Raw genomic sequence first — 26259 nt, forward strand, 5'->3', positions numbered from 1 at the left:
CACCATCACCGCCGCCACGTTCTTGGTGCGCAGGTTGGTGCCGCGGGTGTTGACGCCCATGCGCTCCAGCATGCCGATCAGGCTCTGCTCGGTGAAGGGCGAGTTGTTGAGGCTGTCGCCGGTGCCGTTCAGGCCGACCACCAGGCCGTAGCCGATCAGCATGTTGTCGCGCACGCCCTCGACGTCGAGGATGTCCTTGAGCCGGGCGGAAGACGCGGCGGCGGGCGCCGTCAGCGCCAGTGCGAGGCCGGCGGCGAGCGTCAGGCGGGCGACGATGCGGAGGAGGGCGGTCATGGCGTTCGGTGTCATGGCGATAGGCTCTTCCCAGAGGGTCGCCGAAGCCTATGCGAAGGGCGTGCCAAGCCCGTAACGTCAGGTTCTCGCGGGGCGCCGGGTCACCGGCGTCCAGTTTTTGCCCCAACGAGTCGGCACTTTTTGCCCGATTGCGGCAAACCTTGACCGGGTGTAAAGGTAAACGTCACTGGAATACGCCCTTTTCCGCTATGTGGTTGCGCAGATCATGAAAGTCGAAGGTCCCGGAAATCTTCGCGGCAGCGGCACGGTCCGGCGCACCGGCAAGACCGATGCCTCGGGTGGCGCCAGCTTCGCCAAGCAACTGGTCGGCGACACCACCGCGACACACGGCGTGACCGGCGCGTCCGCCGTGTTCGGCGTTTCCAGCGTGCTGGCGCTGCAGGAGGTGGATGACGCCACCGCCCGCGCCTCGCGCGGCAAGATGCGGGCGCAGGACATGCTCGACATCATGGACGAGATCCGCCACGGCCTGCTGGCCGGATCCCTGTCGGCGCAGAAGCTGATGGACCTGCAGCGCGTCGTACAGTCGCGCAAGGTGCAGGTGGACGATCCCAAGCTGGCGGAGATCCTCGACGAGATCGACCTGCGGGCGCAGGTGGAACTGGCCAAGCTGCAATCCTCGTGACGCGCGCGGGCGTCCTGCGCTCCGGGCGGCAAACCCCTTCGGGACTCCAAGGGCTTGCCTGTTTTCGCCCTGCTCATCCGCAGGGTTGCGGGGAGGGGGCGGTCTACCTATACTCCGCGCCGCTCAGATTACCCCTTTGAGTTGGAAGCCATCGGATGTCCTCGCCGCTTCTGCCCTCGGATTACACGCCGTCTGAAGACGAGCCGTTCATGAACCCGACGATGCGGGAGTACTTCCGCCAGAAGCTGCTGCGGTGGCGGGCGGAACTCCTCGCGGAGTCGAGCGAGACGCTGCACAGCCTTCAGGAAGGCGGGATCCAGGAGCCGGACATCGCCGACCGCGCCTCCGCCGAGACCGACCGAGCCCTGGAGCTGCGCACCCGCGATCGCGAGCGCAAGCTGATCTCCAAGATCGACGCGGCGCTGGAGCGCATCGTGGACGGCTCCTACGGCTATTGCGAGGAGACCGGCGAGCCGATCTCCGTCCGCCGCCTCGACGCCCGTCCCATCGCGACGCTGAGCCTGGAAGCCCAGGAGCGGCACGAGCGCATGGAACGCACCCAGCGCGACGACTGAGCGACGCCGCCCCCGAATCAGGGCGGACCGGCCGGGACAATCCCGGGCGGCCGCCCTTTTTTCATTCCCGCGAGTCGGGGTGCTTGCGGAACAGCGCGACGTTCCGCCCGCCCATCTCCAGCGCCCAGCCGAATCGGCCGGCGATCCGGGCCAGCGTTTCGGGGCGGTAGAAGGTGACGTGGCTGACCTCGCGGATGTAGGGCCAGCCGGCGAACGCCGCGTCGTCGCGCAGTACCCCGGTCATCAGCGCCAGCCAGCCGCCGGGCCGCAACAGCGCGTCGAGCTGCGCGAATCCGGCGGCGGGGTGGTGGAAGTGCTCGGCCACCTCGGTGCAGGTGACGAAGTCGTAGCGGCGCGCCAGGGCGTCGGCGTCGGGGTGGAACAGAGGGTCGTAGTTGCGCACCGCGAATCCGCGCTCCCCCAGCATCGCCGCGATGGCCGGTCCCGGCCCGCAGCCGAAGTCCAGCCCCTCGGCGCCCGGCGGCAGCCGCTCCAGCAGCGGGTCGGTGGCCTGCGCCAGGAAGCGGCGATAGCCGGGATCGCCGGGATCGTTGCGGTGCAGGCCGTACTCGGCCCGCTCCTCCTCCGGCGTGGGCAACTGCGCCGGGTCGAGGACGGTGACCGCGCAACTGCCGCAGCGGAGATAGCGCCGGCCGCGCACCTCGGCGAACGGCGTGAGGGTGAAGGCGTGGCAGAGCGGGCAGGGCTGGGGCATGGAGGTCTCGCTCATCCTGGGCGAACGCTCCCGCCGGCCCGGCGGGTTAGTCCAGCGTCCAGCGTGTCATATGGGGGAAGGTCGGCAAACCGTTGTCGTGCATAAGGCCGTACACGCCGGAAAAGCCGGTCATGCCCGCCTGGGCCAGGGCCATCGGGCCGAAGTGCGTCCCCCGCTCCAGCCACGCCAGCATCGGGTGCGTCCCCTCGTACTGGTCGCGGTTGTAGGACTCGGGGAAGAAGACGCAGTCCATCGGCAGCCCGAGATGCCGGACGACGGCGTAGGACCACGCCTGGGACATGAACTCGCCCATCTGCGCCGCCCGTGCGAGTTCCGGATTCGCGGGCTCCTCCGCGACGAGGGCCTCGATGTCCGCCTGCAGATCCCTGCCCAGCCGCGGCCAGTAGCGCCGCGGCACGACGATGATGTGCCCGGCCTCGTGCAGCAGGTCGCCCGACCCGGTCAGGGTGTGGGGATCGACGTGGATCACCCCGGCGTGGATGTTCACGCCCGGCAGGAAGCCGTCGTGCGCCCCGTCGCCATACTCGACGCCCAGTCCGATGCCGCGCAGGAAGGCGACGATGGGCTCCAGCGCTTCGGGGTGATGCATCCGTCCTCTCCGTACGTTTGAAATTCCTCCGGGATCATCGCGGAAAGGGCGCAGATGGGCAACACGCGCGCTGGATCGCGGGTGTTGCCCGTTGTCGCAGGCCAGGCACCCATGAGGAAGGGCCGGCAGTTTCTGCCGGCCCTTTCTGCCCACCCGCCTCGTGCCGCCGGGTTTTCCGGCGCGCCGGTCAGAACGGCGAGATGATGTCGAAGATCTGCTGGCCGTAGCGCGGCTGCTGCACGTCGCTGAGCTGGCCGCGGCCGCCGTAGGCGATGCGGGCCTCGGCGATCTTCTCGTAGCTGATGGTGTTCTGCGCGGTGATGTCCTCGGGGCGGATCACGCCGGTGATGTTCAGGTCGCGCAGCTCGTAGTTCACCCGCACCTCCTGGCGGCCCTGGATGACCAGGTTGCCGTTGGGCAGCGTCTGGGTGATCAGCGCGGCGACCTTCAGCTCGATCTGCTCCTTGCGGGTGATGGCGCCCTTGCCCTGGCTGGAGCTGGTGCTGGTGGCGTCGATCAGCTTCGACGGGTCGACGGCGCTCGGCAGCGCGTTCTTGAACTGGCTCTGCAGGCCGAGCAGGTTGGGCAGGCCCATGGCCTCCTCGTTGTCGCGCGACTTGGTGCTCTGGTTGTTCATCTGGGCCTGATCGTTGATGGTGATCAGCACCGTCAGGATGTCGCCGACCTGCTTGGCGCGCTGGTCCTTGAAGAACGCCTTGGAGCCCGACCGCCACAGCGAGTTGGGGTTGCGCTCCGCCGGCATGGGCGTCGGCATCGGCAGGCTTACCGGCTGGTAGCCCGGCTGCGCGTACGGGTCCCGGATCTGGCTGAGCTGCGGGCCGGAGCCGACCTCGGACAGCCGGGTCATCGAGTTGCAGGCGCTCAGCGAGGCGGCGAACGCGGCGGCCAAGGTCAGTCGGGCGGCGATGCGGAGGGCGGGGCGGGCGGTCATGGCTGCGTTCCTTGGTCGGTCGTGCGCCGGGCGATTTTTGCCGGCCGGGGTGGGTCTCGCCCTACCTTGCTGCAACGGCCGTGCCAGGACGGCCGACGGACACCCGGTTCGGACCGGAGACCACCGCCTCGACGACGCGGTTGGATGCGGTGTTGACCACGCGGATCACGTCGCCCTTGCCGCCTTCCTGCAGTGCCTTGCCCTGGGTGGAGAGCGAGATGTTGCCGCTCTCCAGCGTGATGGTGACCAGGGCGCCCTTGTCGACGATGCGGGGCGACTGCAGGTCGCGGATGCGCACCGGCTGGTTCACCGGGATGCCGCGCTTCGGCGTCATGCCGACCAGCTGCGCCTCGCTGGCGGCGACGTCGGTTCCGGCCTGGTCGGCGCGCAGCTCGACCCAGTCCAGGTCGGCGGCGGTGATGGTGTCGCCCGGCGACACGCGGTGGCTGAGCACCGGCACGTCCACCGTGCCGTAGGCCCGGCCGGAAACCGGCAGGCGGGCGGTGGTGCCGGGCACCACCAGCTCGGCCGCGAAGCGGGCCTGCACCGGGTTGTAGTAGAGGTTCTCGACCCGCAGCGCGCCGGCCGGGGTCTGGCCGGCGGGGACGCGCAGCTCGGCCGCGCGGTTGTCCATCTCCAGGCGCATGCGGCCGACGGTGATGTGGCGCGCCAGCGCCTCGCCCAGCACCGCCTCGGCGTGGGTGGTGCCGTACACCATTGCCTGGGGGGCGGCCGTCGGCTCGGCAGAAAGCGCCGGGCCGGCAAGAAGTGCCAGGCCGAAGCTGCCGAGGAGGAGGGTGCGGGCGGCGGTGCGGCGGAACATGGCGGATACTCCCTGGAACGCGGGTCGGGCGGTGCGCGGCGTCAGCGCAGCTGGCCGGCCGACTGCATCATCTCGTCGGTGGTCTTGATGACCTTGGAGTTCATCTCGTAGGCGCGCTGGGCGGAGATCAGCGTGGTGATCTCCTGCACGATGTTGACGTTGGAGGTCTCCAGCGCGCCCTGCACCAGGCGGCCGAAGCCGGGGGCGCCGGGGTTGCCGGCGACCGCCTCGCCCGAGGCCGGGGTCTGCATGAACAGGTTGTCGCCCACCGCCTCCAGGCCGCCCGCGTTGGCGAAGGCCGCCAGCTGGATCTGGCCGACGTTCTGCGGGTCCACTTGGCCGTCCAGCTTCACCAGCACCTCGCCCGACGGGTTGATGGAGATGTCCACCGCGTTGGTCGGGATGGTCATGGCCGGCTGCAGCTGGTAGCCGTCCGCCGTCACGATGATGCCCTCGGCCGACAGCTTGAAGTTGCCGGCGCGGGTGTAGGCGGTGTCGCCGCTGGGCAGCGTCACCTGGAAGTAGCCGGTGCCGTTGACCGCCACGTCCAGCTTGTTGTCGGTGACGTTCAGGTTGCCCTGCTCGAGGATGCGGCCGACCGAGGCGACGCGCACGCCAGCGCCGATCTGCACGCCGGTCGGCACCGTGGTGCCGGCGTCCGACGAGGTCGAGCCGATGCGGCGGAAGTTCTGGTAGAGCAGGTCCTGGAACTCGGCGCGCTGCTTCTTGAACGCGGTCGTCGTCGAGTTGGCGATGTTGTTCGAGATGGTCTCGACGTTGAGCTGCTGGGCCAGCATTCCGGTGGCACCGATGGCGAGGCTGCGCATGGCTGTGTACTCCCGTTTTCTTCGCTCAGACGGTGCGGCCGAGCCGCTGGATGACGGTGCGGATGCGTTCGCTTTCGGTCTCGATCATCCGCTGCGCCTGCTGGTACTGCCGGTTGATCTCGATCATCTGGGTCATCTCGAGCACCGGCTTCACGTTGGATTGCTCAAGCATACCCTGTGCCACTTTCGTCTCCGGCGGGGCCGCCTGCGGCTCCTCGTCGCTGACGTACAGGCCGGCGCCCACTTCGGTCATCATCTGCTCGCGCTGGAAGGTGACCACGTTCAGGCGGCCGACCGGGCCCAGCTCGGTGGTGACGGTGCCGTCGCCCTTGACCTCGACGGTGGTGGTGTTCTGCGGGATGACGATGGGCTGGCCGTTGTCGGCGAGCACCGGCAGGCCGCTGCCGTCCACCAGCTGGCGCTGGCCGTCCAGGCGGAACGAGCCGTTGCGGGTGTAGCGGCGGCCCGCCGCGGTATCGACGGTGAAGTAGCCGGGGCCGGTCAGCGCCATGTCCAGCGGGTTGCCGGTGCTGATGGTGCCGCCGGCGGTCAGGTCGCGCACCACGGCGCGGTCCTGGACCATGCTGACCTGCTCGTGCATGGCCGGGCGCTGCAGGAACTCGGTGAACATCACGCGCTGCTGCTTGAAGCCGGTGGTGTTCATGTTGGCGACGTTGTTAGCCACAACGTCCATCTGCCGGCGCAGCGCGTTCTGGCGCGACAGGGCGATGTAGATCGGGTTTTCCATCGTCGTCTCTTCCGGTTCTCGCAGCCGCTGCGACCACCGCATCGGCGCTGAACCCTATGCAGCCGGCGTGCCAACTGCGGAAAGCCGGGGAATGCGTGGCGGCGCGGGCGGTGCGGCAGGCGCTGCCCGGCAAAAGCTGCCGTACCCGGACGGAACTGCCGGGCAAGGCCGGGCCGCGCCGGGGCGTTTCGGCTCCACGCGGTGGAGACGGTGCGGGCCGCACGGCCGCCGAGGGCCGCGCCGGCAGGGCCGGAGGCGTCGGGAGACGGGCCGCCGCCCGAGGGGAGGGCGGATACGCGTGTCCGGACGGACTCCAGGCTATGGCGGGGGAGAGTTACTCAAGAACCGTGCCGGTCATGGCCGCCGCTGCGCGCCGTGCCAGACGCGCAGCACGCGCACGAGGTCGGATTGCACCTCGTATACCAGGACATAGGGCCGCACCACGGTCAGTTCCCGTTCCTCGGCGGTGTCCGATCCCCGGCCACGGAGCGGAAACCGCTCAAGCTGCTCGGCCGCCTCGAAGAGGCGGGCGGCAAGCCGCTCCGCGGCCCTGGGATTGAAAAGGGAAATGTAATCGTGGATCCGGCTGACGTCCTGGAGTGCGGCCGGCGACCAGATCACCCGCACGGCGGCGGGCGCCGACGGCCGGCGGCCAGATCCTTGAGCCACGCCTTCACGGCGTCGTTCGACACGCCCTGGCCGGAGTCAAGCTGCGCGCGCGCCTCGGCGATGGCTCGCGCCTTGGCGTCCAGATCCTCGTTGTCGAACAGGTTCTTCGCAGCTTCGCTCATGCCGTTGAATCTACTGCGCCCCCATCGGGTCGGCAAGCCCGCCTTCCGGCCCACACCCCATTCCCGTCCCCTTGCCAACCCGCTGTGGTCACACCGCTCCGGAGCCCGTTGAAAGGACTTGTTAACTATCCGAAAGATACGGTGATCCCATCCGGAAACGGCCGGACTCCCTCGCTCGCGCAACGGAATTTCCATGACGGCGCATGCCGACGATGACGATCTCTCCACCGAAGGCTTGCCGCGCAAGAAGTTCAGCGGCAAGAAGCTGGTGCTGTTCGTCATCCTGCCGCTGCTGCTGCTGATCGGCGCCGGCGCGGGGGTGTACTTCTCCGGCGTGCTGGACATGCTGCTGGGCAAGAAGGCCGAGGAACACGTCGAGGAGAAGCCGCCGCAGGTCGAAGGCCCGCCGGTGTTCTACGACCTGCCGGACATGCTGGTGAACCTCAACAGCACCGGCAAACGGCCCGCCTTCCTGAAGATCAAGATCTCCATCCAGGTGTCCAAGCGCGAGGACATCCCGGCGATCGAGCACGTGCTGCCGCGCATCGTGGACAACTTCCAGGTCTACCTGCGCGAGCTGCGCCTGGAGGACCTCAAGGGATCGGCCGGCATGTACCGCCTGCGCCAGGAGCTGCTGCTGCGCATCACCGCGGCGGCCTATCCGGTGAAGGTGAAGGACGTGCTGTTCCGCGAAATGCTGGTTCAGTGACGATGCGCGTCGGGAGCGGTCGATGAGCAACACGGACGAGCTGAGCGAAGAGGAACGCCTTGCCGCCGAATGGGCGGCGCTCGCCGAGGACAGCGGCGACATGGGCGGCGACGCCGGCGGCGGCGGCGGCTCGACCCGCGTCCTGAACCAGGACGAGATCGACAGCCTGCTCGGCTTCGACCAGGGCGCCGGCGGCGACGGCGACAACTCCGGCATCATGGCGCTGGTCAACAGCGCGCTCGTCAATTACGAACGCCTGCCCATGCTGGAGGTGGTCTTCGACCGCCTCGTCCGCATGATGTCGACCAGCTTGCGCAACTTCACCTCCGACAACGTCGAGGTCAGCCTCGACCAGATCTCATCGGTGCGCTTCGGCGACTACCTGAATTCGATCCCGCTGCCGGCCATGCTCTCCGTCTTCAAGGCGGAGGAGTGGGACAACTACGGCCTGATGGTGGTGGATTCGGCGCTGATCTACTCGATCGTCGACGTGCTGCTCGGCGGCCGGCGCGGCACCGCGGCCATGCGCATCGAGGGCCGCCCCTACACCACCATCGAACGCAATCTGGTCGAGCGGATGGTGCACGTCGTGCTGTCCGACCTGTCGGCCGCGTTCGACCCGCTGTCGCCCGTCACCTTCCGCTTCGACCGGCTGGAGACCAACCCGCGCTTCGCCACCATCGCGCGGCCGGCCAACGCGGCGGTGCTGGTCAAGCTGCGCATCGACATGGAGGACCGCGGCGGCCGGCTGGAGCTGATGATCCCCTACGCCACCCTCGAACCGGTGCGCGAGCTGCTGCTCCAGATGTTCATGGGCGAGAAGTTCGGCCGTGACTCGATCTGGGAAACCCACCTGGCCTCGGAACTGATGGTGACGGACGTCGACCTGTCGGCCGTGCTGGACGAGGTGACGATGACGCTGCACGACGTGCTGAACTGGCGCGTCGGCACCCGCATCCTGCTGAACGCCACCCCCGACGGCGCCATCGAGCTGCGCTGCGGCGACGTGTCGATGTTCCAGGGGCGGATGGGGCGCAAGGGCGGGCACATCGCCGTCCGCCTGGAAAAGGAACTGCCCAAGCAGGAGGTCATGAGGTTATGAGTCCGCTGATCTCCATCATCATCGACGTCGTGATGGTCGGCCTGCTGGCCGCGACCATCGCCTATGCGATCATCCTGAACCGGCAGATCATCGCGTTGCGCGAAAGCCGCGGCGAGATGGCCGAACTGATCCAGGGCCTGAACGACGCGATGGCGCGGGCGGAGACCGGTGTGCGGACCCTGAAGAAGGCGGCCAGCGACACCGGCGAGGATCTTCAGCGCACGGTGAACAAGGCGCAGACCCTGCGGGACGAGCTGGAGTTCATGATCGAGGCGGCCGACGCGCTGGCCAACCGGCTGGGCGGTGTCGGCGAGCGTGACGGCGGACGCGACGGTGGTCGGCGCGACAGCGGACGTGATGGCGGGCGCTCCAACGCCGTGGCGCCGGCGCTCGCCTCGCGCATCCCGGCCAAGACGCCGCTGGTCGCTCCGCGCCCGGCCCTGCGCAGCCTGCCGGTCGTGGATGATCACGACCATGACCACGATCACGACCATGACGACCACGCTCCGCCGCCGGCCCGGCTGGACGCGCTGCCGCGGCGCGCCGCCGCCCGTGCCGAACCGCAGACCGAGGCACGCGATCCGATTGCCCGCGACCCCATCACGCGAGACGGCGAGAGCCTGTCCCGGGCCGAACGCGAACTTCTGCAGGCGATCGAGAATGCCGGTAAGGGGCTCGGATGACCATGCGCACCAGTGAAGGCAGGCCCGCTGCGGCGGGTGCTTCCCAGGAACAGAAGGTCGTGATCCGCCCGGCCGGTGCCGCACCGACCGGCGTCCGCACTTCTTCCACGCTGGCGGCCCAGCAGGCCCAGCAGGCGCAACTGCCGGCGGTGCGTCCCGCCGCGGGCAAGGTGCCGGCGAAGAAGGGCAAGGCGAAGGCCAAGCCACGCAAGCCGGCGACGCCGCGCGTGCCGCTGACCGAGCGGCTCCGGGCGCGGCTGCGCGGCCTCCGTTTCCGCCTTCTGCCGCTGACCATCTTCGTCGCGGTGATGATGCTGGGGGTCCGGGTCGGCGATTTGTGGCGCCTCGCCACCCATGATGCCCGTCTGCCGGACTTTCCGGTCAGCCTCGCCCAGGGACCGCAAAGCTCCACCCCGGCGACACCGCCGGGCCAAATGCCGCCGGGCCAGGCTCCTGCCGCCACCACCAAGCCGATCGCCGGCGCCGGCGGCAGCCAGCCCGGCAAGGAAGCGCCGCCGGCTCCCGGCGGGTCGAGCGGCCCGGCCAATGCTCCGGCTGCCAACGCCCCTCCGGCCCCGCTCGGTCCCATCAACAACCAGGAACTGCTTCAGCATTTCGCCGACCGCCGCGCCGAAATCGAGCGCCGCACCAAGGAGATGGAGCAGCGCGAAGCCCTGCTGGCCGCCGCCGAGAAGCGGATCGACCAGAAAGTGGCCGAGATGGAGAAGACCCGCGCCGACATCCAGAAGCTGATGGCCCAGGGCGACGAGAAGCAGTCGGCCCAGCTGGAAAGCCTGGTGAAGATCTACGAGACGATGAAGCCGAAGGAAGCGGCCCGCATCTTCGAGGAACTCGACATGCCGGTCCTGCTGGGCGTCATCCAGAAGATGAAGGAACAAAAGACCGCCCCGATCCTGGCCGCCATGGACCCGGTGAAGGCCAAGGAGGTCACCTCGGCCCTGGTCGAACGCCGGGTGCCGCTGTCGGCGACGATCACGGCGCCGAAGTAGGGCGCGGTGCATTCTTAGGGAGCGAGGTCTCGCAGCGGTGCCCCCTCCCTAACCCTCCCCCGCCATTCGGCGGGAGAGGGGACTGCCGCCGAATTGCAAACTCCCCCTCTACCGCCGAAGGCGGGGGAGGGAGGGACCCGCGAAGCGGGAGGGAGGGGGCACCCATAGGCGCCCCACCCACCCCCCCTCACATGAACCGGTTGTTCTTGGGGAACCCGTTCGGCGGCATCTTGCCCTGGCCGGCGCGGTCGCCCATCCAGCCGGTCAGGTCGGTGACGTTGAAGTTCCGCTCGCCGTTCCTCCAGCTCAGACCCTCGGCCAGCGTGAAGGTCTTCACGTCGGCGACGCTGGCGTCCTTGTATTTCTGAAGCTGGACGCCTTTGCCGCGGGTCATCACCGGCACCTGCTCCAGCGGGAAGACCAGCATCTTGCGGTTGTTGCCGATGATGGCGACGGTGTCGCCGGTCACCGGATGGCAGATGCGGGCGGACTTGCCGTCCTCCAGGTTCAGGACCTGCTTGCCGGCGCGGGTCTGGGCCAGCACCTCCGCCTCGTCGACGCGGAAGCCGCGACCATCCTCCGACACCACCATCAGGGTGCGGCCGGGCTGGTGGCGGAACAGGTCGACGATGTCGACGTCGTTGCCGAGATCGATCATCAGACGAACCGGCTCGCCGAAGCCGCGGCCGCGCGGCAGCTTGTCGACGCCGATGGTGAAGAACTTGCCGTTGCTGGCGAAGACCAGCAGCTTGTCGGTCGTCTCGCACCGCTCGATGAAGCCGCGGGCGTCGCCGTCCTTGTACTTCACGTCCTCCGCTTCCGCGTCGGTCAGGTGGCCGCGCACCGTGCGGATCCAGCCCTTGGCGGAGCAGATGACGGTGACCGGCTCGCGCTCCACCAGCGCGTCCAGCGGCACCTCGATCACCGCCGGCGCGTCGGCCACGTCGGTGCGGCGCTTGCCGAGCGCGCCGCCGCCGAACTTCTTCTTGATCTCGGCCACGCTCTCGGCGATCCGCTTCCAGCGCAGGGTCTCGTCGCCCAGCAGTTCCAGCAGGCCGTTCTTTTCCTTGGTCAGCGTGTCGTGCTCGCGCCGGATCTCCATCTCCTCCAGCTTGCGCAGGTTGCGCAGCCGCATGTTGAGGATGGCGTCGGCCTGTACGTCGGTCAGGGTGAAGGCGCGGATCAGCTCCTGCTTCGGCTCGTCCTCCTCGCGGATGATGCGGATGACCTCGTCCAGGTTCAGGTAGGCGGCGAGATAGCCGCCGAGAACCTCAAGCCGGTGGTCGATCTGCTTCAGGCGATGGTTGGACCGGCGGACCAGCACCTCGTGCCGGTGGTCGAGGAAGGCCTGCAGGACCTCGCGCAGGTTCATCACCCGCGGCACATGGTCGGCCCCCAGCACGTTCATGTTCATCGAAAAGCGGATTTCCAGGTCGGTCGCCTGGAACAGCGAGGCCATCAGCACCTCGGGATCCACGTTCCGGCTCTTCGGCACCAGGACGAGGCGGACATCCTCCGCCGACTCGTCGCGGACGTCCTCCAGCAGGATCAGCTTCTTGGCCAGCAGCAGCTCGGCGATCTTCTCGACCAGCCGGGCCTTCTGCACCTGATAAGGGACCTCGGTGACGACGATCTGCCAGGTGCCCTGACCCAGCTTCTCCACCTCCCAGCGGGCGCGCAGGCGGAAGGCGCCGCGGCCGGTGCGGTAGGCCTCGATCACATTCTCCCGCGACTCGACCAGCACGCCGCCGGTGGGGAAATCGGGGCCGGGCATGAAGTTGACCAGCGTCTCGATCGACGCGTCGCGGTGCTTGATCAGGTGGCGCAGCGCGTCGCAGATCTCGCCGACATTGTGCGGCGGGATGTTGGTCGCCATGCCGACCGCGATGCCGCTCGACCCGTTGGCCAGCAGGTTCGGGAAGTTGGAGGGCAGGACCGCCGGCTCGTCGCCGTCGCCGTCATAGGTCGGGCGGAAATCGACCGCGTCCTCGTCGATGCCCTCCAGCAGGGCCTTGGCGACCTCGGTCAGGCGGGCTTCGGTGTAGCGCATCGCCGCGGCGTTATCGCCGTCGATGTTGCCGAAATTGCCCTGGCCGTCGACCAGCGGATAGCGGACGGAGAAATCCTGCGCCAGACGCACCAGCGCGTCGTAGACGCTGCTGTCGCCGTGCGGGTGGAACTTGCCGATCACGTCGCCGACGACGCGCGCCGACTTCTTGGGCGGGGTCGTCGGCTCCAGCCGGAGCTGGCTCATGGCGAACAGCAGGCGTCGGTGCACCGGCTTCAACCCGTCGCGCACGTCGGGCAGCGAGCGGGACATGATGGTGGACAGCGCGTAGCTGAGATACCGCTCGCCGAGCGCGTCGGCCAGCGGCTTTTCCAGGATTTCGGAGGCGGGGTTTTGCGGCTTCATGATGATGTGGTCTAGCAGTTTCAGGATGAGCGCGCTACCGCGTTCGCGTAACGTTCTCTCAACCGTTCGCGCGCGGGCGGCAGCGGCCCGTTCAGCACGTGGCGTTCCAGGAAATGCGCGGTCAGCCGCAGCCCGTCGGACACCGAAGCCGGCCCGCCGCCGCCGCGCCCGGCCAGGAAATCGGGCAGGGGAAGCAGCCGGTCACGGTAAGGCTCGCCCACCGATGCGGTCACCGCGCGGCCGGTGCGCGGGCTGACATAGGCGAGATAGTCGTTGGCCCCCGACACGGCGCAGCGGTCGAGGTCGAGGCCGAATCCAAGCTCCGCCAGCAGCCCGATCTCCCAGCGCACATAGCTCTCCGCCCAGGCCGGGCTTTCCAGCAGGTCGAACAGGGCGAGCAGCCCGTCGAACAGGGCAGGGTGGGCCTCCCGCTCCGGCAATGCCGCCTCGACCAGCGCGCAGGCGCTGATGAGGGCGGCCAGCGCCTGGGCGTCGTCGAAGAAGTTGGCGGCATAGCCCTTCACCGGCTCCAGCGTGAAATGGCCGAGATGCTCCGGCAGACGCCCGCGCCAGCGGACATGGACCAGGGTCCCCGGCTCCAGCGTGCCGCGCTGGCGCGCCGACCGGCCGCCCATCACCATGCCGGCATGGCGGCCGTGCTCACGCGTCAGCAGGGTCGCGACGGCGGATCCTTCCCCCTGGGGGCGGGCGGACAGAACGATTCCCTGATCGGACCAATCCATCGGTGCCGTTCGCAGATGAGGTGGCAGGGTAGACGGCGGGCTATCCTAATATAGGAAAAAATCTCCCCAAGGGAACCGGTCATGACGAATGGAACCGCCGGCATCGAGGGCATTCACCGATTCTTCACCAAACCACCCCTACAATCGTGACCTCAACGGTGGGAGGCCCCACCAATCGCAGGCCGCCAACGGGTCCGACGAGGGGTCTTGAACACCAACATCGACCGATATCTGCTGGCGGAAAAGGCCGGCTCCGAAGGCGTCTGGGATTGGGACCTGCGCAGCGACACGCTGTACCTCTCCCCCCGCTTCAAGGACTTCCTCGGTCTGCCTCCGGGCGACCCCAGCCGCGAGACCAACCGGCCGAACGACTGGCTGTCGCTGGTCCACCCCGAAGACATCGACTGGCTGCACGCCTCGTTCGAGGCGCAGATGGTCGGCCTGACGGTTCCCTTCCAGATCGAACACCGCGTCCGCCGTGCCGATGCGGCCACTGATTCGACAGGGAAACCGCGATGGCGCTGGCTGGTCTGCCGCGGCATGGCGGTGATGGACGATTTGGGGAACCCGATCCGGCTGGTCGGCTCCGTCGCCGACATCACCGACCGCAAGCTCGCCGAACAGCGCCTGCGCCAGAGCGAGGAACGCTATGCGCTCGCCGCCGCCGGGGCCGCCGACGGGCTGTGGGACTGGCACATCGACAGCGGCGAGGTCTATTACTCCCCGCGCTGGAAGGCGATGCTGGGCTATGAGGATGCCGAGATCGGCGACACTATCGACGAGTGGTTCGGGCGCGTCCTGCCCGACGACCTGGACGGATTGCAGACCGCGATCAACCTGCACCTGACCGGCGAGCGCCCGCACCTTCAGCACGAATTCCGCGTCCGCGACAAAGCCGGGCAGGAGATGTGGATGCTGGTGCGCGGGCTGGCGGTGCGCGATGAGAAGGCGCGCATCGAAAAGGGCGGCGCCGTCCGCATGGCCGGTTCGATGACCGACATCACCGCGCGCAAGAAGGCCGAACAGCAGATCCTGTTCGACGCCGTCCACGACGCCATGACCGGGCTGCCCAACCGCACGCTTCTGCTCGACCGCATCGGGCAGGCGCTTGACCGCAACCGCCGGGCCGGCGCCCGGCCCTTTGCCGCGATCATCATCGACCTGGACCGCTTCAAGGCGATCAACGACGCGTTGGGCAGCAGCGCCGGCGACCGCGTGCTGCGCATCGTCGCCAAGCGGCTCGACACCAGCCGCCGCGTCGGCGACACGCTGGCCCGGCTGTCCGCCGACGAGTTCGCCGTGCTGGTGGACGAGCTGGACGACGCCGGCGACGCGCTGGAGGCGGCGGAGCGCATGGCCCGCGCCATTTCCCGCCCGATCACGCTGGAGGAGGGGCGCGACCTCGTGCTGACCGCCTCCATCGGCGTGGCGTTGAGCCAGACCGGCTACGACCGGGCGGAGGACATGCTGCGCGACGCCAGCCTGTCGATGTACCGCGCCAAGAGCGGCGGGCGGGCGCGCATCGACGTCTTCGATGCCAACCTCCGCCGGCAGGCGATGGCCGCCATGCGGATGGAGGCCGATCTGCGCGCCGCCCTGGAACAGGGCCAGCTCTGCCTGCACTACCAGCCCATCGTCCTGCTGGAGTCCGGGGCCATCGCCGGGTTCGAGGCGCTGATGCGCTGGAACCACCCCGACCGCGGCTTGGTCCCGCCGGCGGAGTTCATCCCGCTGGCCGAGGAGACCGGCCTGATCGCGCCGATGGGCCGCTGGGCTCTGGGCGAGGCGGTGCGGCAGCTGGCGCTCTGGCAGGCGCGCTTTCCGCGGCCCGTGCCGCTGTTCATGAGCGTCAACGTCTCCACCCGCCAGTTCCGCGACGACGATCTGGTCGGGGCGGTTCGCGACCTGCTGGACGCGGTGCCGATCCCGCCGTCCAGCCTGAAGCTGGAACTGACCGAAAGCCTGCTGATGCAGGACCCGGACGAATGCCGGATGCTGATGCAGAGCATCCGCGACATGGACGTCCGGCTGTCGATCGACGATTTCGGCACCGGCTATTCCTCGCTGGCCTACCTGCACAAGCTGCCGGTGGATGTGTTGAAGATCGACCGCAGCTTCGTCCGCGCGCTGTCGACGGGGGAGGGAAACGCCGCCATCGTCCAGGTCATTGCCGGGCTTGCCACCATTTTGCGGCTCGACGCCGTGGCGGAAGGAGTGGAAACGGCGGACGAAGCGGTGTATCTGCGCGGTCTGTGCAAGTACGCCCAAGGCTATCACTTCGCCCGCCCGGCCCCGCCGGAGGCGGTGGAGCGGCTGCTGGCCGCCGAAGACGAGCACATCGCCCTGCCAGCACCGGCCTAAGGCCGCTGCGAGCCGCTGATTTGGAGTTTGCGTGATGTCGGACCGCACCTGCGGTGAATGCACCCTCTGCTGCAAGCTGATGGGGGTGCCGGAGCTGAAGAAGCCTTCGGCCAAATGGTGCGCGTCCTGCGACCAGGGCAAGGGCTGCTCGATCTACGAGGAGCGGCCGCAATCCTGCCGGAACTTCCAATGCTTCTGGCTGATGGACGAGAATTTCCCCGACGAGTTCCGCCCCGACCGCATCCATGCGCTGGCCGCCTTCAACGACGTGAAGGACAGCTGCGTCCTGCATGTCGACCCCGCCAAGCCGCGCGCGATGGGCAGCCCGGAAGTCCAGGCGCTGACCGACGCGCTGCTGAAGGTCTATTCGAAGGTGTTTTTCCTCTGCGGCAAGGAAAGCGCGATGATGCAGCGGTGATAATCCCCTCTCCCCGGGGGGGAGAGGGAGACCTCTCGGAGAGAGAGGCTCTGAAGGCGCCATCTCTACCGCTTCACCCCGCTCTCATGGACGCGCACCGCGTCCTCGATCCCCATCGCCAGCATGCGGGCGACACAGTCGTAGCCGACGTCGGTCTGGTGGACCCCGTCCGGCCCGATAAGGTCGGTGACGGCCATGCCCCGCGTCTCCACCAGCGACCGCATCACGTCGAACCGGTGGAACAGGCCGACACGCTGGTCGGCGGCGATCCCGGCGATGCGGGACAACATCGGGGCGACGCCGGTCTTTTCCAGCATCCTCGGCGCGTATTGCAGGTCCATCAGCACCACGTCCACCCCGGCGGCGCGCAGCCGCTCCACCCCCTGGCGGACCGAACGCTCGCTCAAACCCTGGTCGCCGTCGCGCAGCACCGTGTTGGCGCCGACCTGCCAGATCACCAGATCGGGCCTGGCGGCCAGGGCGTCGGCGTCGATCCGCCTTTCGGTCTGGTCGTCGGTCTCGCCGTTGATGCCGCGATTCAACACCGCGATGTCCGCGTTGCGGAACCGCTCGGCCAGATGGTGGGCAAGGCGGGCCGGATAGGCTTTGTCGGGCGCGCTCGCCCCCGCCCCGGCGGTGGAGGAGGAGCCGATGGCGACGATCCGGATCGGCGCGCCGGTCGCGATGCGCCGGGACAGCTGCGGCAGGGGCGTCGAAAGGGCGGTCTCTCCGCGCGGCAGCTGGCACTGTGCCGAGGCCGCGGGATCGGCGGCCAGTGCGGGAGCGGAAATGGCGATGGTGGCGATCAGCGTCAGGAGGCGGGCGGCGTGATGCAGGCTGAAGGGCTTGTTCAAGGGCTCGTTCCGTTGCTTCGCGCTATTGCCGGAGGGATGGCCGCCGAGGGGGCGATCATCGTGGCGATGCTTTCCGCCAGCAATTGTCCGATGCAACGGTGAACGAAATCATAAGACCGCCGCTTCGCCTCGTCCCCCTCGTCGGCGAAATCGACCCGGCCATCCTCCACCCAATGCCGCATGATGTCGTAGCGGGGAAAGTGGAAGACGTCGGAACTCTGGGCCAGCCAGGACATGTAGGACACGTAGGGCGCGAAGTCGATCAGCTGCGCCGTGTGCATGCTGTACTGCATGTCCATGATGACGATGTCGGCGCCGCGGCGGTGGACTTCGGCGATGCCGGCCTCCAGCGCCGTGCCGAAACCTTCCGGATCCAGGTTGCGCATGGCGTCGGCCGTGCCTGTCTGCCAGACCACCAGCGCCGGGCGCTGGTCGTCAACCGCCTGGGCCAGCGGCGCCACCATGGCGGGCGCGGGCTCGCCGGGCAGGCTCAGCACGGTGGTCCGGACGGTGGTCCGCTGGGCGCGGCCGGACAGGCGGCGCTTCAACTCCTCCTCCAGCCTTGCGGGATAGCCGACGATGCCGGGCTTGGACGCCTGCTTGGCGGAATGGACGATCAGGACCGACAGAGGTCGGCCGGCGGCCAGCTGCGCCGACACCCGCGGCAGCCCTTCACCGGGAGCAAGCACGGTGTCCGGCACGGAACAGGCGGGATCCACGGCCACGGACGACGCATGACCCGAAATGGGAAGGGCAAGAGCCGCCAGCGCGATGGCCGTGGCCGTCAGCAACCGTCTGAACCCCCGTCCTCTCATGCACCCACATTCCTGCTGGCCGCGACCCTGTGGCGACGCGCCCGTTCGGCCGACTGGTACCAGCCGAGGAAGCGGGCCAGCAGCACCATCGTGGCGATGCCCAGCACGGTAACAAGGAACTGCGCGGAAAGCGAGCCGCTGACATGGACCAGAACGGTCTGCCCGGCGAAGGACAGCAGCACGCCCAGGCAGAACACCTGTAGCGACTGCCGCCCGCAGTCGAGCACCGGTGCGGCCAGCGATCCGTTCAGCCAGGACGCCCCGGCCGGCACCAGCCGGAGCACGACATAGGCCAGCGCGAAGAAATGCAGCAGGCGCAGCGGGTCGAGGTCGGTCTTGCTGATGGGGTAGAGGATCTCCGTCACCGCGTCGGGGATCAGGGCGTGCAGCGGGGCGAATTTCCAGGACAGGGTCAGGTACAGGCCGGCCAGCAGGATCGCCCCCGCGGCGACCATCACCGGCAGGCGGAAGCGGGTCAGCACGGCGCGCAAGTCTGGCCGGAACTGCAGCGCCGCACCCGCCACGAACAGCAGCTGCCAGGTGAAGGGGTTGAAGTACCAGACGCCGCCGCCCGGGTGGGTGGGCAGGTTCCATCCCCAATGCCGGGCCGCCAGATAGACCGCGGCGGAGCCGGCCAGGACCGCCAGCGGCCGGCGGCGCAGCGCCGGCAGCAGCAGGGGAAAGGCAAGCAGAAGCACGATGTAGAGCGGCAGGACATCCAGGTTCGCCGGCCTGAACTTCAGCAGCAGGGCCTGCGTCAGGGCGGTGACGGGGTCTTGGAAATAGCCGGCAATGCCCATCTCCTCGGCGAACAGCGGGCTGTCGAAGGCGCGGGCGGTGTAGGCGATCTGGGCGGTGAAGGCGAAGAACAGGATGATGTAGGTGGCGTACAGCGTCCAGCAGCGGTGCAGCACCTGTGCCGCCGCCATCGGCATGCCCTGCCGGTCCAGCGTCCGGCCATAGACCAGCGCCGCGGTGTAGCCGGAGATGAAGACGAAGATCTCCGTGGCGTCGCTCAGTCCGAAATTCCGCGGCGTCAGCCAGGAAATCTGGTTGGCCGGGATATGGTTCACGAAGATGAACCACAGGGCCAGCCCGCGGAAGAAATCCAGCCGCAGGTCACGTGCCGCGGCAGTCTCCGCCCCACGCTCCGCCGCAGTCACGTCTCTCATGGCCGTCCAACCCGCAAGGTCCCGCTCTCCCCCAACAACACGCCGGCACGGTCTTAAGCTCCGCCGCCCATCCTTTCCAGGAATCATTCCTCCGGGTCGTCGGCCGTGCCTGCAACAGATGGGGCCAGCGGCGGCGGAGTCGAGAAGCAATGCTGCCGGACCCACGGCCGACGCCGTCCGGCCGAGGTGGTTGAATGGAACCCGCGGCTTCGCGCCGCAGCGTTAAACCTCTGAAATATGGACGTCAATTCCGCTTCACGCTTGATCCCGACCATTCGCTTCCTGCATAATCCGATCAGCGAAAGAAAGCTGGGACGGATCGGCCGACAGGCCGGCCGCAAACCCGGATGGATGGGAGGGAGCGCAAGCAGAGACCGGGAACGGTCGTGCCGCCCATGTGCAGGCGCGTGGGCTTTCACGGTGTGCCCGATGCGCCGTCCGGGCCGGCCGAGCATGCATCTGGTCAAGCGTGCATCCGGCCGGGCTGCATCCCACCACTCCCGCTTTTCCCGCTCAACCGGTGCCGTCCGGGCCCGTCGAGGGTCCGGTTTGTCCGGTTGCGGGCCGGCTGACCCCGGTCCGGCAACAAGAACGCATAACAGAGAACGGACAAAGGGAGCTTCTGGATGAAACGTCGTGCATTTCTGACCTCGGCCGGTGTGGGCGTCGCCGCCAGCACGCTTGCCGCCCCCGCCATTGCGCAGTCCTCGCCCGAGATCAAGTGGCGTTGCGCCTCCAGCTTCCCGAAGAGCCTCGACACCATCTACGGCGGTGCGGAGTTCGTGTCCAAGCGCGTGGCCGAGCTGACCGACGGCAAGTTCCAGATCCGCGTCTTCGCGGCCGGTGAAATCGTCCCGGCGCTCCAGGTTCTGGACGCGGTCAAGGACGGCACGATCGAGTGCGGCCACACCGTCTCCTACTATTACGTCGGCAAGGATCCGACCTTCGCCTTCGACGCGGCGATGCCGTTCGGCCTGAACGCGCGCCAGCAGAACGCCTGGATGACCCATGGCGGCGGCAAGGAGCTGATGGCGGAGTTCTTCGCCGGCCACAACCTCGTCGCCATCGGCGCCGGCAACACCGGCACCCAGATGGGCGGCTGGTTCCGCAAGGAAATCAAGTCGGTCGAAGACCTGAAGGGCCTGAAGTTCCGCATCGGCGGCTATGCCGGCACCATCATGGCCCGCCTGGGCGTCGTGCCGCAGCAGATCGGCGGCGGCGACATCTATCCGGCGCTGGAAAAGGGCACCATCGACGGCGCCGAGTTCGTCGGCCCCTACGACGACGAGAAGCTCGGCTTCAACAAGGTCGCCAAGTACTACTACTATCCCGGCTGGTGGGAAGGCGGCCCGCAGGTCTCCATGATGTTCGGCAAGGAGAAGTTCGAATCGCTGCCGCCGGCCTACAAGGCAGCGCTGCACGCGGCCTGCTCCGACGCGACGCTGGACATGCTGGGCAAGTACGACGTCCAGAACATGACCGCGCTGAAGCGTCTGGTCGCCGCCGGCACCCAACTGCGCCCCTTCCCCAACGAGGTGATGCAGGCCTGCTATCAGGCCGCCATCGAGGTGTACGAGGAAGAGGCCGCGAAGAACGAGAAATTCCGCAAGATCTACGACGCATGGAAGAAGTTCCGCGAGGAGGAGTATCTGTGGTTCCGCGTCGCCGAATACAGCTTCGACCGCTTCGTCTACGCGGCCCCGCCGCTTGAGAAGAAGAAGTAAGGGGCTTTTGGGTGTGGGAGGTTCAGGCTTTTGCCCCCTCCCTAACCCTCCCCCTCTTCGAGGGAGAGGGGACTGCCGCCGCTTCGGCATTCACATCACACCGACAAAAGTCCAATCCCCTCTCCCGCGGAAGCTCTCGCACAAAGCTCCGCTTTGTGCTGACGCGACAGGCGGACCGTAGGTCCGCTGAGAGCGGGGGAGGGTTAGGGAGGGGGCCTCCCTTCGCCAAATCTAAACTTCGATCACCATCCCATCATAAGCCGGCTCGACCCCCTCCGGCAAAATCCGCCGCAGGCTGTCGTAGTCCATCGTGTTGTCCATGTGGGTCAGATAGGCCCGCCGCGGCTGCACCCGTTCGATCCACTCCAGCGTCAGCGCCAGATGCGCGTGCACCGGGTGGGGCGGCTCGATCCGGCCGCAATCGACCACCCAGGTGTCCACCCCCGCCAGCGCCGCGAAGGCCAGATCGTCCAGCCGCACCACATCGGTCGAATAGGCGAAGCCGCCGAACCGGTAGCCCACCGTCCGCATATAGCCGTGGTCCTGCTCGAACGGCGCCACTTCCAGCCCCTTCACGCTGAACGGCCCGTCGATGCGGTGCGACCTCAGCACCGGGCGATAGAAGGGATAGCCGTCGGGCAGCGGATCGAAGCAGTAGGGAAAACGGATTTCGATGTCGCGAAGATGCTCGTCCCAGCCATAGGCGTCGATCGGCGCATGCATCTGCCGGCAGATCTCGCGCAACTCGTCGATGCCGTGGCAATGGTCGGCATGCTGGTGGGTCCACAGCACGGCATCCAGCCGCGCACAGCCGCTGTCCAGCAGCTGCTGACGCAGGTCGGGCGAGGTATCGACCAGAACCGATACGCCGTCCCGCTCGACCAGCACCGACGGGCGCATTCGGCGGTTCTTCGGATTGGCAGGATCGCAGCGGCCCCACTGGCCGCCCGGCACCCCGGCGATCACCGGAACGCCGCGCGACCCGCCGCAGCCAAGGACGGTCACGCGCATCGCGCCGGTTGATGCGCCGTCCACCGTCATGCAGCGGCCTTGTCAAACAGCCGGAAGAAGTTGTCGGTGGTGATGCGCGCCAGCTCCTCCGCCGACACGCCCTTCACCTCGGCCACGCAGGCCGCGGTGTGGGCGACATAGGCCGGCTCGTTGCGCTTGCCGCGGAAGGGGATCGGCGCGAGGTAGGGCGCGTCCGTCTCCACCAGGATGCGGTCGATCGGCACGTCCTTCACGATGGCGCGGAGATCCTCCGACTTCTTGAAGGTGACGATCCCCGACAGCGACAGGCTGAAGCCGTACTCCACCGCCTCTTCCGCCAGCGCGCGGCCGGAGCTGAAGCAGTGCAGCAGCCCCTTCACCTTTTGTCCGGCCGCTTCCTCCTTGACGATGCGCATGGTGTCGTCGTCGGCGTCGCGGGTGTGGATGATCAGCGGCAGGCCGGTTTCCAGGCTGGCGCGGATGTGCCTGCGGAAGCACTCCTGCTGCTGGTCGCGTGGGCTCTTGTCGTAGAAATAGTCGAGCCCGGTCTCGCCCAGCCCGATCACCTTGGGATGGCGCGACAGCTCCACCAGCGTCTCGGTCGTGGTGATGGCGAACTCCTCCGCCGCCTGGTGGGGATGGACGCCCACCGAGCAGAGGATGTCGTCATAGCGTTCCGCCACCGCCAGGATGCGGTCGAACCGGCTGATATAGGTGCAGATGGTGACCATCCGCCCGATGCCGGCCTGCCGGGCGCGGTCGACGACCGCGTCCAGCTCTTCGGCGAAATCGGGAAAGTCGAGATGGCAATGGCTGTCGACGAGCATAAGGGAAACTCAGGCCTTCGGTTCTTCGACGTAACGCGGGAAGACGCCCTGCGGCGTCGGCAGGGGCGTGCCGGCGGCCAGCGCCCCCGACGGACCCAGCGTGCCGAAGCCGCGCGTGTCCGGCCCCAGCGCCAGCAGGTCGAGGATCTTGGCGGAGCTGTCCGGCATCACCGGCTGGGTCAGGATGGCGAGATGGCGGATCGTCTCGGCCAGCACATACAGCACGGTGGCCATGCGCGCCGGATCGGTCTTCTTCAGTGCCCAGGGGGCCTGTTCGTCGACATAGCGGTTGGCGTCGCCGACCACGGCCCAGATGGCATCCAGCGCCTTGTGGAAGGCCTGCGCCTTGATCTCCGCCCGGACGATGTCCAGCATGCCGTAGGCGGAGCCGAGCAGCACGTTGTCCGCTTCCGTGAACTCACCCGGCGTCGGCACGGCGGCGCCGCAGTTCTTGCCGATCATCGACAAGACGCGCTGCACCAGATTGCCGTAATCGTTGGCGAGGTTGCCGTTGATCCGGTTGACCATCTGCTTGTGCGAGAAGTCGCCGTCATTTCCGAACGGAACTTCGCGCAGCAGGAAGTAACGGGTCTGGTCGAGCCCATAGGTATTGACCAGCGCGTCCGGCGCGATGACGTTGCCCAGCGACTTCGACATCTTCTGGCCTTCGATCGTCCACCAGCCATGGGCGAACACCCTTTTCGGCGGCTGCAGGCCGGCGGCCATCAGGAAGGCCGGCCAGTAGACGGCGTGGAAGCGCAGGATGTCCTTGCCGACCATGTGCAGGTCGGCCGGCCAGTACTTGGCATACTCGCCGGTGGTGTCGGGATAGCCGACGGCGGTGATGTAGTTCGCCAGCGCATCCAGCCAGACATACATGATGTGGGCGTCGTCGCCCGGTACCGGGATGCCCCACTTGAAGGTGGTGCGGCTGACCGACAGGTCCTTCAGCCCCGACTTGACGAAGGACATCACCTCGTTGCGCTTGCCGGCCGGCGCGATGAAGTCCGGGTTCTGCTCGTAGAACTCGATCAGCCGGTCCTGCCAGGCCGAGAGCTTGAAGAAGTAGGACGGCTCCTCCACCCATTCGCATTCGGCGCCGGTGGGGGCGATCTTCTTGCCCTCGGCGTTGGTGGTCAGCTCGTCTTCGCCATAAAAGGCCTCGTCGCGAACCGAATACCAGCCGGCGTAGGACCCGAGATAAATCTCGCCCTTCTCCTTCAGCACCGTCCACAGCGCCTGCACCGACTTGACGTGGCGCGGCTCGGTGGTGCGGATGAAGTCGTCGTTGGAATAGTTCATCAGCGACACGAGATCGCGGAAGTTCTGCGACACCCTGTCGGTGAAGTCCTGCGGCGGGATGCCGGCCTTCTCCGCCGACTTCTCCACCTTCTGGCCGTGCTCGTCGGTGCCGGTCAGGAACTTCACGTCATAGCCGTCGAGGCGCATGAACCGGGCGAGGACGTCGCAGGCAAGCGTCGTGTAGGCGTGGCCGATGTGCGGCACGTCGTTCACGTAATAGATCGGCGTCGTCAGGTAGAAGGTCTTCGGCCCGGCCATTTGCGGCACTTTCTTCCAGTAGGTTTGTCGGCTCGTCTCGAAAAAACGCTAGGCGGCGGCCGTTTCCAGCGCCGACAGGGCGTTTAGGACCACCTGCTTGCGGTCCAGGTTTGCGGATTCCGCGCGCGCGAAAAGACGCTGAACCTTTTCCCACACCTCCACCCAACGTTCAAGGCCGCGGGCATTGGCCAGCCGGGTCATCAGGGCGGCCTCGCCCGGCACCACCTCCGCCGGCCAGGATCCGCGGGCGAGCGAACGGGCGAAGCGGGCCAGCCACCAGACCAGCAGCTCCGTCGCCGTCTCGAACATCCCGTCGTCCTGTTTGCGGGTCAGCTTGTCGCCGAAGGCGTGGGCCGCGACGATGTCGATGCGCGGCAGGTCGGACAGCAGCCCGATCATCTCGCGGTAGAGCGCCAGCCCACCCGCATCGGCCAGATCGATGGCGCGGCCGACGCTGCCCTCCGACAAACGGGCCAGTGCCGGGCGGTCGTCGGCGGCGATGTCCGGGCGGTGCTGCCCCAGCAGGTCGATCACCGTTTCTTCCGGCAGCGGCTTCAGCGTCAGCTTGCGGCAGCGCGAGCGGATGGTCGGCAGCATGCCGCCGGGATTGTCGCTGACCAGAAGCAGCAGGGCGCCGGGCGGCGGTTCCTCCAGGATCTTCAGGATGGCGTTCAGGCCGCTCAGGTTCATGCGGTCGGCGCCGTCGATCACCGCGACGCGCCAGCCGCCCTCCGCCGAGGTGCGGCGCAGGAAGGGGCCGATCTTGCGCACGTCGTCCACCGCGATGTCGCGCTTCAGCCGGTCCTTCTTCTCGTCGCGCTGGCGCTCGACGGTCAGCAGGTCGGCATGGCCGCCCGACGCCACCCGGCGGAACACCGGATGCTCCGGCCCGATGTGCAGGGATGTGACCGGAGCATTCCCACCGAACAGGCTGTCGCCCGCCTGCTCCTGCGCTAGGACGAAGCGGGCGAAGCGGAAGGCCAGCGTCGCCTTGCCGATGCCGGGCGTCCCGCCGATCAGCCACGCATGTGGAAGCCGGCCGGAGTTCCAGGCCTCCAGCAGCAGCCGTTCCGCGTCCTCATGCCCGACGAGGTCCGGGTTGCGCCGGGGGGCGAGCGCCTCCTCCGCGGCCGGGGCGGCGGATGCCGATGTGCGCGCCTTGCTCACGACATCAGCCCCAGACGACTGGACACTGCGTCCCAGATGCGGGCCTGCACGGTGTCGGGGTCAGCGTCAGCATCAACTACAACGCAGCGGCGAGGTTCTTGGTTTGCAATTTCTAGGAAACCCTCACGCATTCGTTGATGAAACGCGAGGTCCATTTTCTCATACCTGTCTTCACCGCCGTGCCGAGCTGCTGCGCGCTTAAGGCCAATCTCCACATCAATGTCCAAAATTACGGTGAGATCAGGTTGAAAATTACCAAGTGTTATTTGCCGAAGAGATTTAATAACGCCATGATCCAGTCCAAGTCCGTATCCCTGGTAGGCCATTGTGCTGTCAAAAAATCGGTCGCAAACCACCCAGTACCCAGCATCCAACGCAGGCCAGATAGTTCTTTCCACATGATCGCGCCGGGCGGCAAAGTGGAGCAAAGCCTCTGTAAGGCAGCTCCACCGACCAGGCTCTCCATTGACCAATAGCGCTCGAATTTCTTCTGCGCCTGGAGAGCCTCCTGGTTCGCGAGTCTTCAATATGCTTGGAGTATCCGGGGAAATTTTCTTCATCAAATCTCTTGCTAAGAGAGCGGATTGATCAATTTCCCCAGTAAGATCGCTGCTATTCAGTGCGGCATTTAGCCGGCGCAGCTGCGTCGACTTGCCGGCCCCTTCGCCGCCTTCCAGCGTGATGAAGCGCCCGCGATTGCCAAGAACTGAGGAGGTCGGCATGGTCGTCA

At 67.6% G+C, this 26259-nt stretch carries 28 protein-coding genes; 9 read left to right on the forward strand and 19 right to left on the reverse strand.

What is annotated here, in order from left to right; translation table 11 throughout:
• Nucleotides 1-309, reverse strand: a 309-nt coding sequence (locus tag VD964_RS08050) for a flagellar basal body P-ring protein FlgI (protein ID WP_414637110.1), incomplete at its 3' end; no start/stop codon positions are given.
• Nucleotides 310-520: 211 nt separating this feature from the next.
• On the opposite strand from VD964_RS08050, the gene VD964_RS08055 reads away from it, so the two are divergent.
• A complete protein-coding gene (locus VD964_RS08055) occupies nucleotides 521-940 on the forward strand; it encodes a flagellar assembly protein FliX (RefSeq protein WP_324867359.1) in 420 nt (139 codons plus the stop codon).
• A gap of 155 nt (nucleotides 941-1095) precedes the next feature.
• Complete coding sequence (dksA, locus tag VD964_RS08060) at nucleotides 1096-1515, forward strand: RNA polymerase-binding protein DksA (RefSeq protein WP_324867361.1); 420 nt, start codon at nucleotides 1096-1098, stop codon at nucleotides 1513-1515.
• Between the two features lie 61 nt (nucleotides 1516-1576).
• Here the strand turns inward: dksA and VD964_RS08065 are convergent, their stop codons facing one another.
• The 8 genes from VD964_RS08065 to VD964_RS08100 form a co-directional block, all read right to left on the reverse strand.
• Nucleotides 1577-2245, reverse strand: coding sequence for a class I SAM-dependent methyltransferase (locus VD964_RS08065; RefSeq protein ID WP_324867363.1), 669 nt, complete (start codon nucleotides 2243-2245; stop codon nucleotides 1577-1579).
• Nucleotides 2246-2276: 31 nt separating this feature from the next.
• Complete coding sequence (locus VD964_RS08070) at nucleotides 2277-2840, reverse strand: hypothetical protein (RefSeq protein WP_324867365.1); 564 nt, start codon at nucleotides 2838-2840, stop codon at nucleotides 2277-2279.
• A gap of 187 nt (nucleotides 2841-3027) precedes the next feature.
• Entirely contained in the window at nucleotides 3028-3792 is a 765-nt protein-coding gene (gene flgH / locus VD964_RS08075) for a flagellar basal body L-ring protein FlgH (RefSeq protein ID WP_324867367.1), read from the reverse strand.
• Nucleotides 3793-3853: 61 nt separating this feature from the next.
• Complete coding sequence (flgA, locus tag VD964_RS08080) at nucleotides 3854-4615, reverse strand: flagellar basal body P-ring formation chaperone FlgA (protein WP_324867369.1); 762 nt, start codon at nucleotides 4613-4615, stop codon at nucleotides 3854-3856.
• A 41-nt stretch (nucleotides 4616-4656) separates the two neighbouring features.
• Nucleotides 4657-5442 (reverse strand): flagellar basal-body rod protein FlgG, encoded by a 786-nt coding sequence (gene flgG, locus VD964_RS08085; RefSeq protein ID WP_324867372.1) that lies wholly within the window; start codon nucleotides 5440-5442, stop codon nucleotides 4657-4659.
• A 25-nt stretch (nucleotides 5443-5467) separates the two neighbouring features.
• Nucleotides 5468-6190, reverse strand: a complete 723-nt coding sequence (flgF, locus tag VD964_RS08090) for a flagellar basal-body rod protein FlgF (RefSeq protein ID WP_324867374.1) — start codon at nucleotides 6188-6190, stop codon at nucleotides 5468-5470.
• A gap of 354 nt (nucleotides 6191-6544) precedes the next feature.
• Complete coding sequence (locus tag VD964_RS08095) at nucleotides 6545-6817, reverse strand: type II toxin-antitoxin system RelE/ParE family toxin (RefSeq protein ID WP_324867376.1); 273 nt, start codon at nucleotides 6815-6817, stop codon at nucleotides 6545-6547.
• Nucleotides 6808-6981, reverse strand: a complete 174-nt coding sequence (locus VD964_RS08100; protein ID WP_324867378.1) for a hypothetical protein — start codon at nucleotides 6979-6981, stop codon at nucleotides 6808-6810. The genes VD964_RS08095 and VD964_RS08100 overlap by 10 nt, the downstream gene beginning before the upstream one ends.
• 193 nt (nucleotides 6982-7174) lie before the next feature.
• Between VD964_RS08100 and VD964_RS08105 the strand changes: the two genes are divergently transcribed.
• From VD964_RS08105 to VD964_RS08120, 4 genes are read left to right on the forward strand one after another with little or no spacing between them, the layout of a single operon-like run.
• Nucleotides 7175-7690, forward strand: coding sequence for a flagellar basal body-associated FliL family protein (locus VD964_RS08105; RefSeq protein WP_324867380.1), 516 nt, complete (start codon nucleotides 7175-7177; stop codon nucleotides 7688-7690).
• 22 nt (nucleotides 7691-7712) lie between these two features.
• Entirely contained in the window at nucleotides 7713-8792 is a 1080-nt protein-coding gene (fliM, locus tag VD964_RS08110) for a flagellar motor switch protein FliM (protein WP_324867382.1), read from the forward strand.
• Nucleotides 8789-9475: a DUF6468 domain-containing protein gene (locus VD964_RS08115; RefSeq protein WP_324867384.1), complete on the forward strand. Its 687-nt coding sequence runs from the start codon at nucleotides 8789-8791 to the stop codon at nucleotides 9473-9475. The genes fliM and VD964_RS08115 overlap by 4 nt, the downstream gene beginning before the upstream one ends.
• Nucleotides 9472-10485: a MotE family protein gene (locus VD964_RS08120; protein ID WP_324867386.1), complete on the forward strand. Its 1014-nt coding sequence runs from the start codon at nucleotides 9472-9474 to the stop codon at nucleotides 10483-10485. Before VD964_RS08115 ends, VD964_RS08120 begins: the two co-directional genes overlap by 4 nt.
• A gap of 187 nt (nucleotides 10486-10672) precedes the next feature.
• Here the strand turns inward: VD964_RS08120 and parC are convergent, their stop codons facing one another.
• Together parC and recO are read right to left on the reverse strand one after the other, a co-directional pair.
• Complete coding sequence (gene parC / locus VD964_RS08125) at nucleotides 10673-12898, reverse strand: DNA topoisomerase IV subunit A (RefSeq protein WP_324867388.1); 2226 nt, start codon at nucleotides 12896-12898, stop codon at nucleotides 10673-10675.
• Between the two features lie 20 nt (nucleotides 12899-12918).
• A complete protein-coding gene (recO, locus tag VD964_RS08130) occupies nucleotides 12919-13641 on the reverse strand; it encodes a DNA repair protein RecO (RefSeq protein ID WP_324867390.1) in 723 nt (240 codons plus the stop codon).
• Nucleotides 13642-13848: 207 nt separating this feature from the next.
• On the opposite strand from recO, the gene VD964_RS08135 reads away from it, so the two are divergent.
• Together VD964_RS08135 and VD964_RS08140 are read left to right on the forward strand one after the other, a co-directional pair.
• Entirely contained in the window at nucleotides 13849-16002 is a 2154-nt protein-coding gene (locus VD964_RS08135) for a sensor domain-containing protein (RefSeq protein WP_324867392.1), read from the forward strand.
• 34 nt (nucleotides 16003-16036) lie between these two features.
• Entirely contained in the window at nucleotides 16037-16420 is a 384-nt protein-coding gene (locus VD964_RS08140; protein WP_109096859.1) for a hypothetical protein, read from the forward strand.
• Between the two features lie 65 nt (nucleotides 16421-16485).
• Here the strand turns inward: VD964_RS08140 and VD964_RS08145 are convergent, their stop codons facing one another.
• The 3 genes from VD964_RS08145 to VD964_RS08155 all read right to left on the reverse strand — a co-directional run bounded on the left by VD964_RS08145 (nucleotide 16486) and on the right by VD964_RS08155 (nucleotide 19261).
• On the reverse strand, nucleotides 16486-17274 hold the full coding sequence (locus VD964_RS08145) for an SGNH/GDSL hydrolase family protein (RefSeq protein ID WP_324867396.1): 789 nt from the start codon (nucleotides 17272-17274) through the stop codon (nucleotides 16486-16488).
• Nucleotides 17271-17975, reverse strand: coding sequence for a hypothetical protein (locus VD964_RS08150; RefSeq protein WP_324867398.1), 705 nt, complete (start codon nucleotides 17973-17975; stop codon nucleotides 17271-17273). The genes VD964_RS08145 and VD964_RS08150 overlap by 4 nt, the downstream gene beginning before the upstream one ends.
• 110 nt (nucleotides 17976-18085) lie before the next feature.
• Nucleotides 18086-19261 carry an OpgC domain-containing protein gene (locus tag VD964_RS08155; RefSeq protein WP_324867400.1) on the reverse strand — a complete coding sequence of 392 codons (1176 nt, stop codon included), beginning with the start codon at nucleotides 19259-19261 and terminating at the stop codon, nucleotides 18086-18088.
• Between the two features lie 626 nt (nucleotides 19262-19887).
• Between VD964_RS08155 and VD964_RS08160 the strand changes: the two genes are divergently transcribed.
• Nucleotides 19888-20985, forward strand: coding sequence for a TRAP transporter substrate-binding protein (locus VD964_RS08160; protein WP_149221889.1), 1098 nt, complete (start codon nucleotides 19888-19890; stop codon nucleotides 20983-20985).
• 231 nt (nucleotides 20986-21216) lie between these two features.
• Here VD964_RS08160 and VD964_RS08165 read toward each other — a convergent pair whose 3' ends face one another.
• Genes VD964_RS08165 through tmk form a run of 5 tightly spaced genes read right to left on the reverse strand, consistent with a single transcriptional unit; the run spans nucleotide 21217 to nucleotide 26251 of the window.
• Nucleotides 21217-22026, reverse strand: coding sequence for an MBL fold metallo-hydrolase (locus VD964_RS08165; protein ID WP_324867403.1), 810 nt, complete (start codon nucleotides 22024-22026; stop codon nucleotides 21217-21219).
• The gene (locus VD964_RS08170; RefSeq protein ID WP_324867405.1) at nucleotides 22023-22802 is read right to left on the reverse strand and encodes a TatD family hydrolase; all 780 of its coding nucleotides are present in this window, start codon (nucleotides 22800-22802) and stop codon (nucleotides 22023-22025) included. The genes VD964_RS08165 and VD964_RS08170 overlap by 4 nt, the downstream gene beginning before the upstream one ends.
• A gap of 9 nt (nucleotides 22803-22811) precedes the next feature.
• Nucleotides 22812-24362: a methionine--tRNA ligase gene (gene metG / locus VD964_RS08175; RefSeq protein WP_414637111.1), complete on the reverse strand. Its 1551-nt coding sequence runs from the start codon at nucleotides 24360-24362 to the stop codon at nucleotides 22812-22814.
• A 48-nt stretch (nucleotides 24363-24410) separates the two neighbouring features.
• Complete coding sequence (locus VD964_RS08180; protein ID WP_324867409.1) at nucleotides 24411-25529, reverse strand: DNA polymerase III subunit delta'; 1119 nt, start codon at nucleotides 25527-25529, stop codon at nucleotides 24411-24413.
• Entirely contained in the window at nucleotides 25526-26251 is a 726-nt protein-coding gene (gene tmk / locus VD964_RS08185; protein WP_324867431.1) for a dTMP kinase, read from the reverse strand. The genes VD964_RS08180 and tmk overlap by 4 nt, the downstream gene beginning before the upstream one ends.
• Between the last annotated feature and the right edge of the window lie 8 nt (nucleotides 26252-26259).

This window comes from Azospirillum sp., assembly GCF_035628975.1.
Taxonomy (GTDB): Bacteria; Pseudomonadota; Alphaproteobacteria; order Azospirillales; family Azospirillaceae; genus Azospirillum.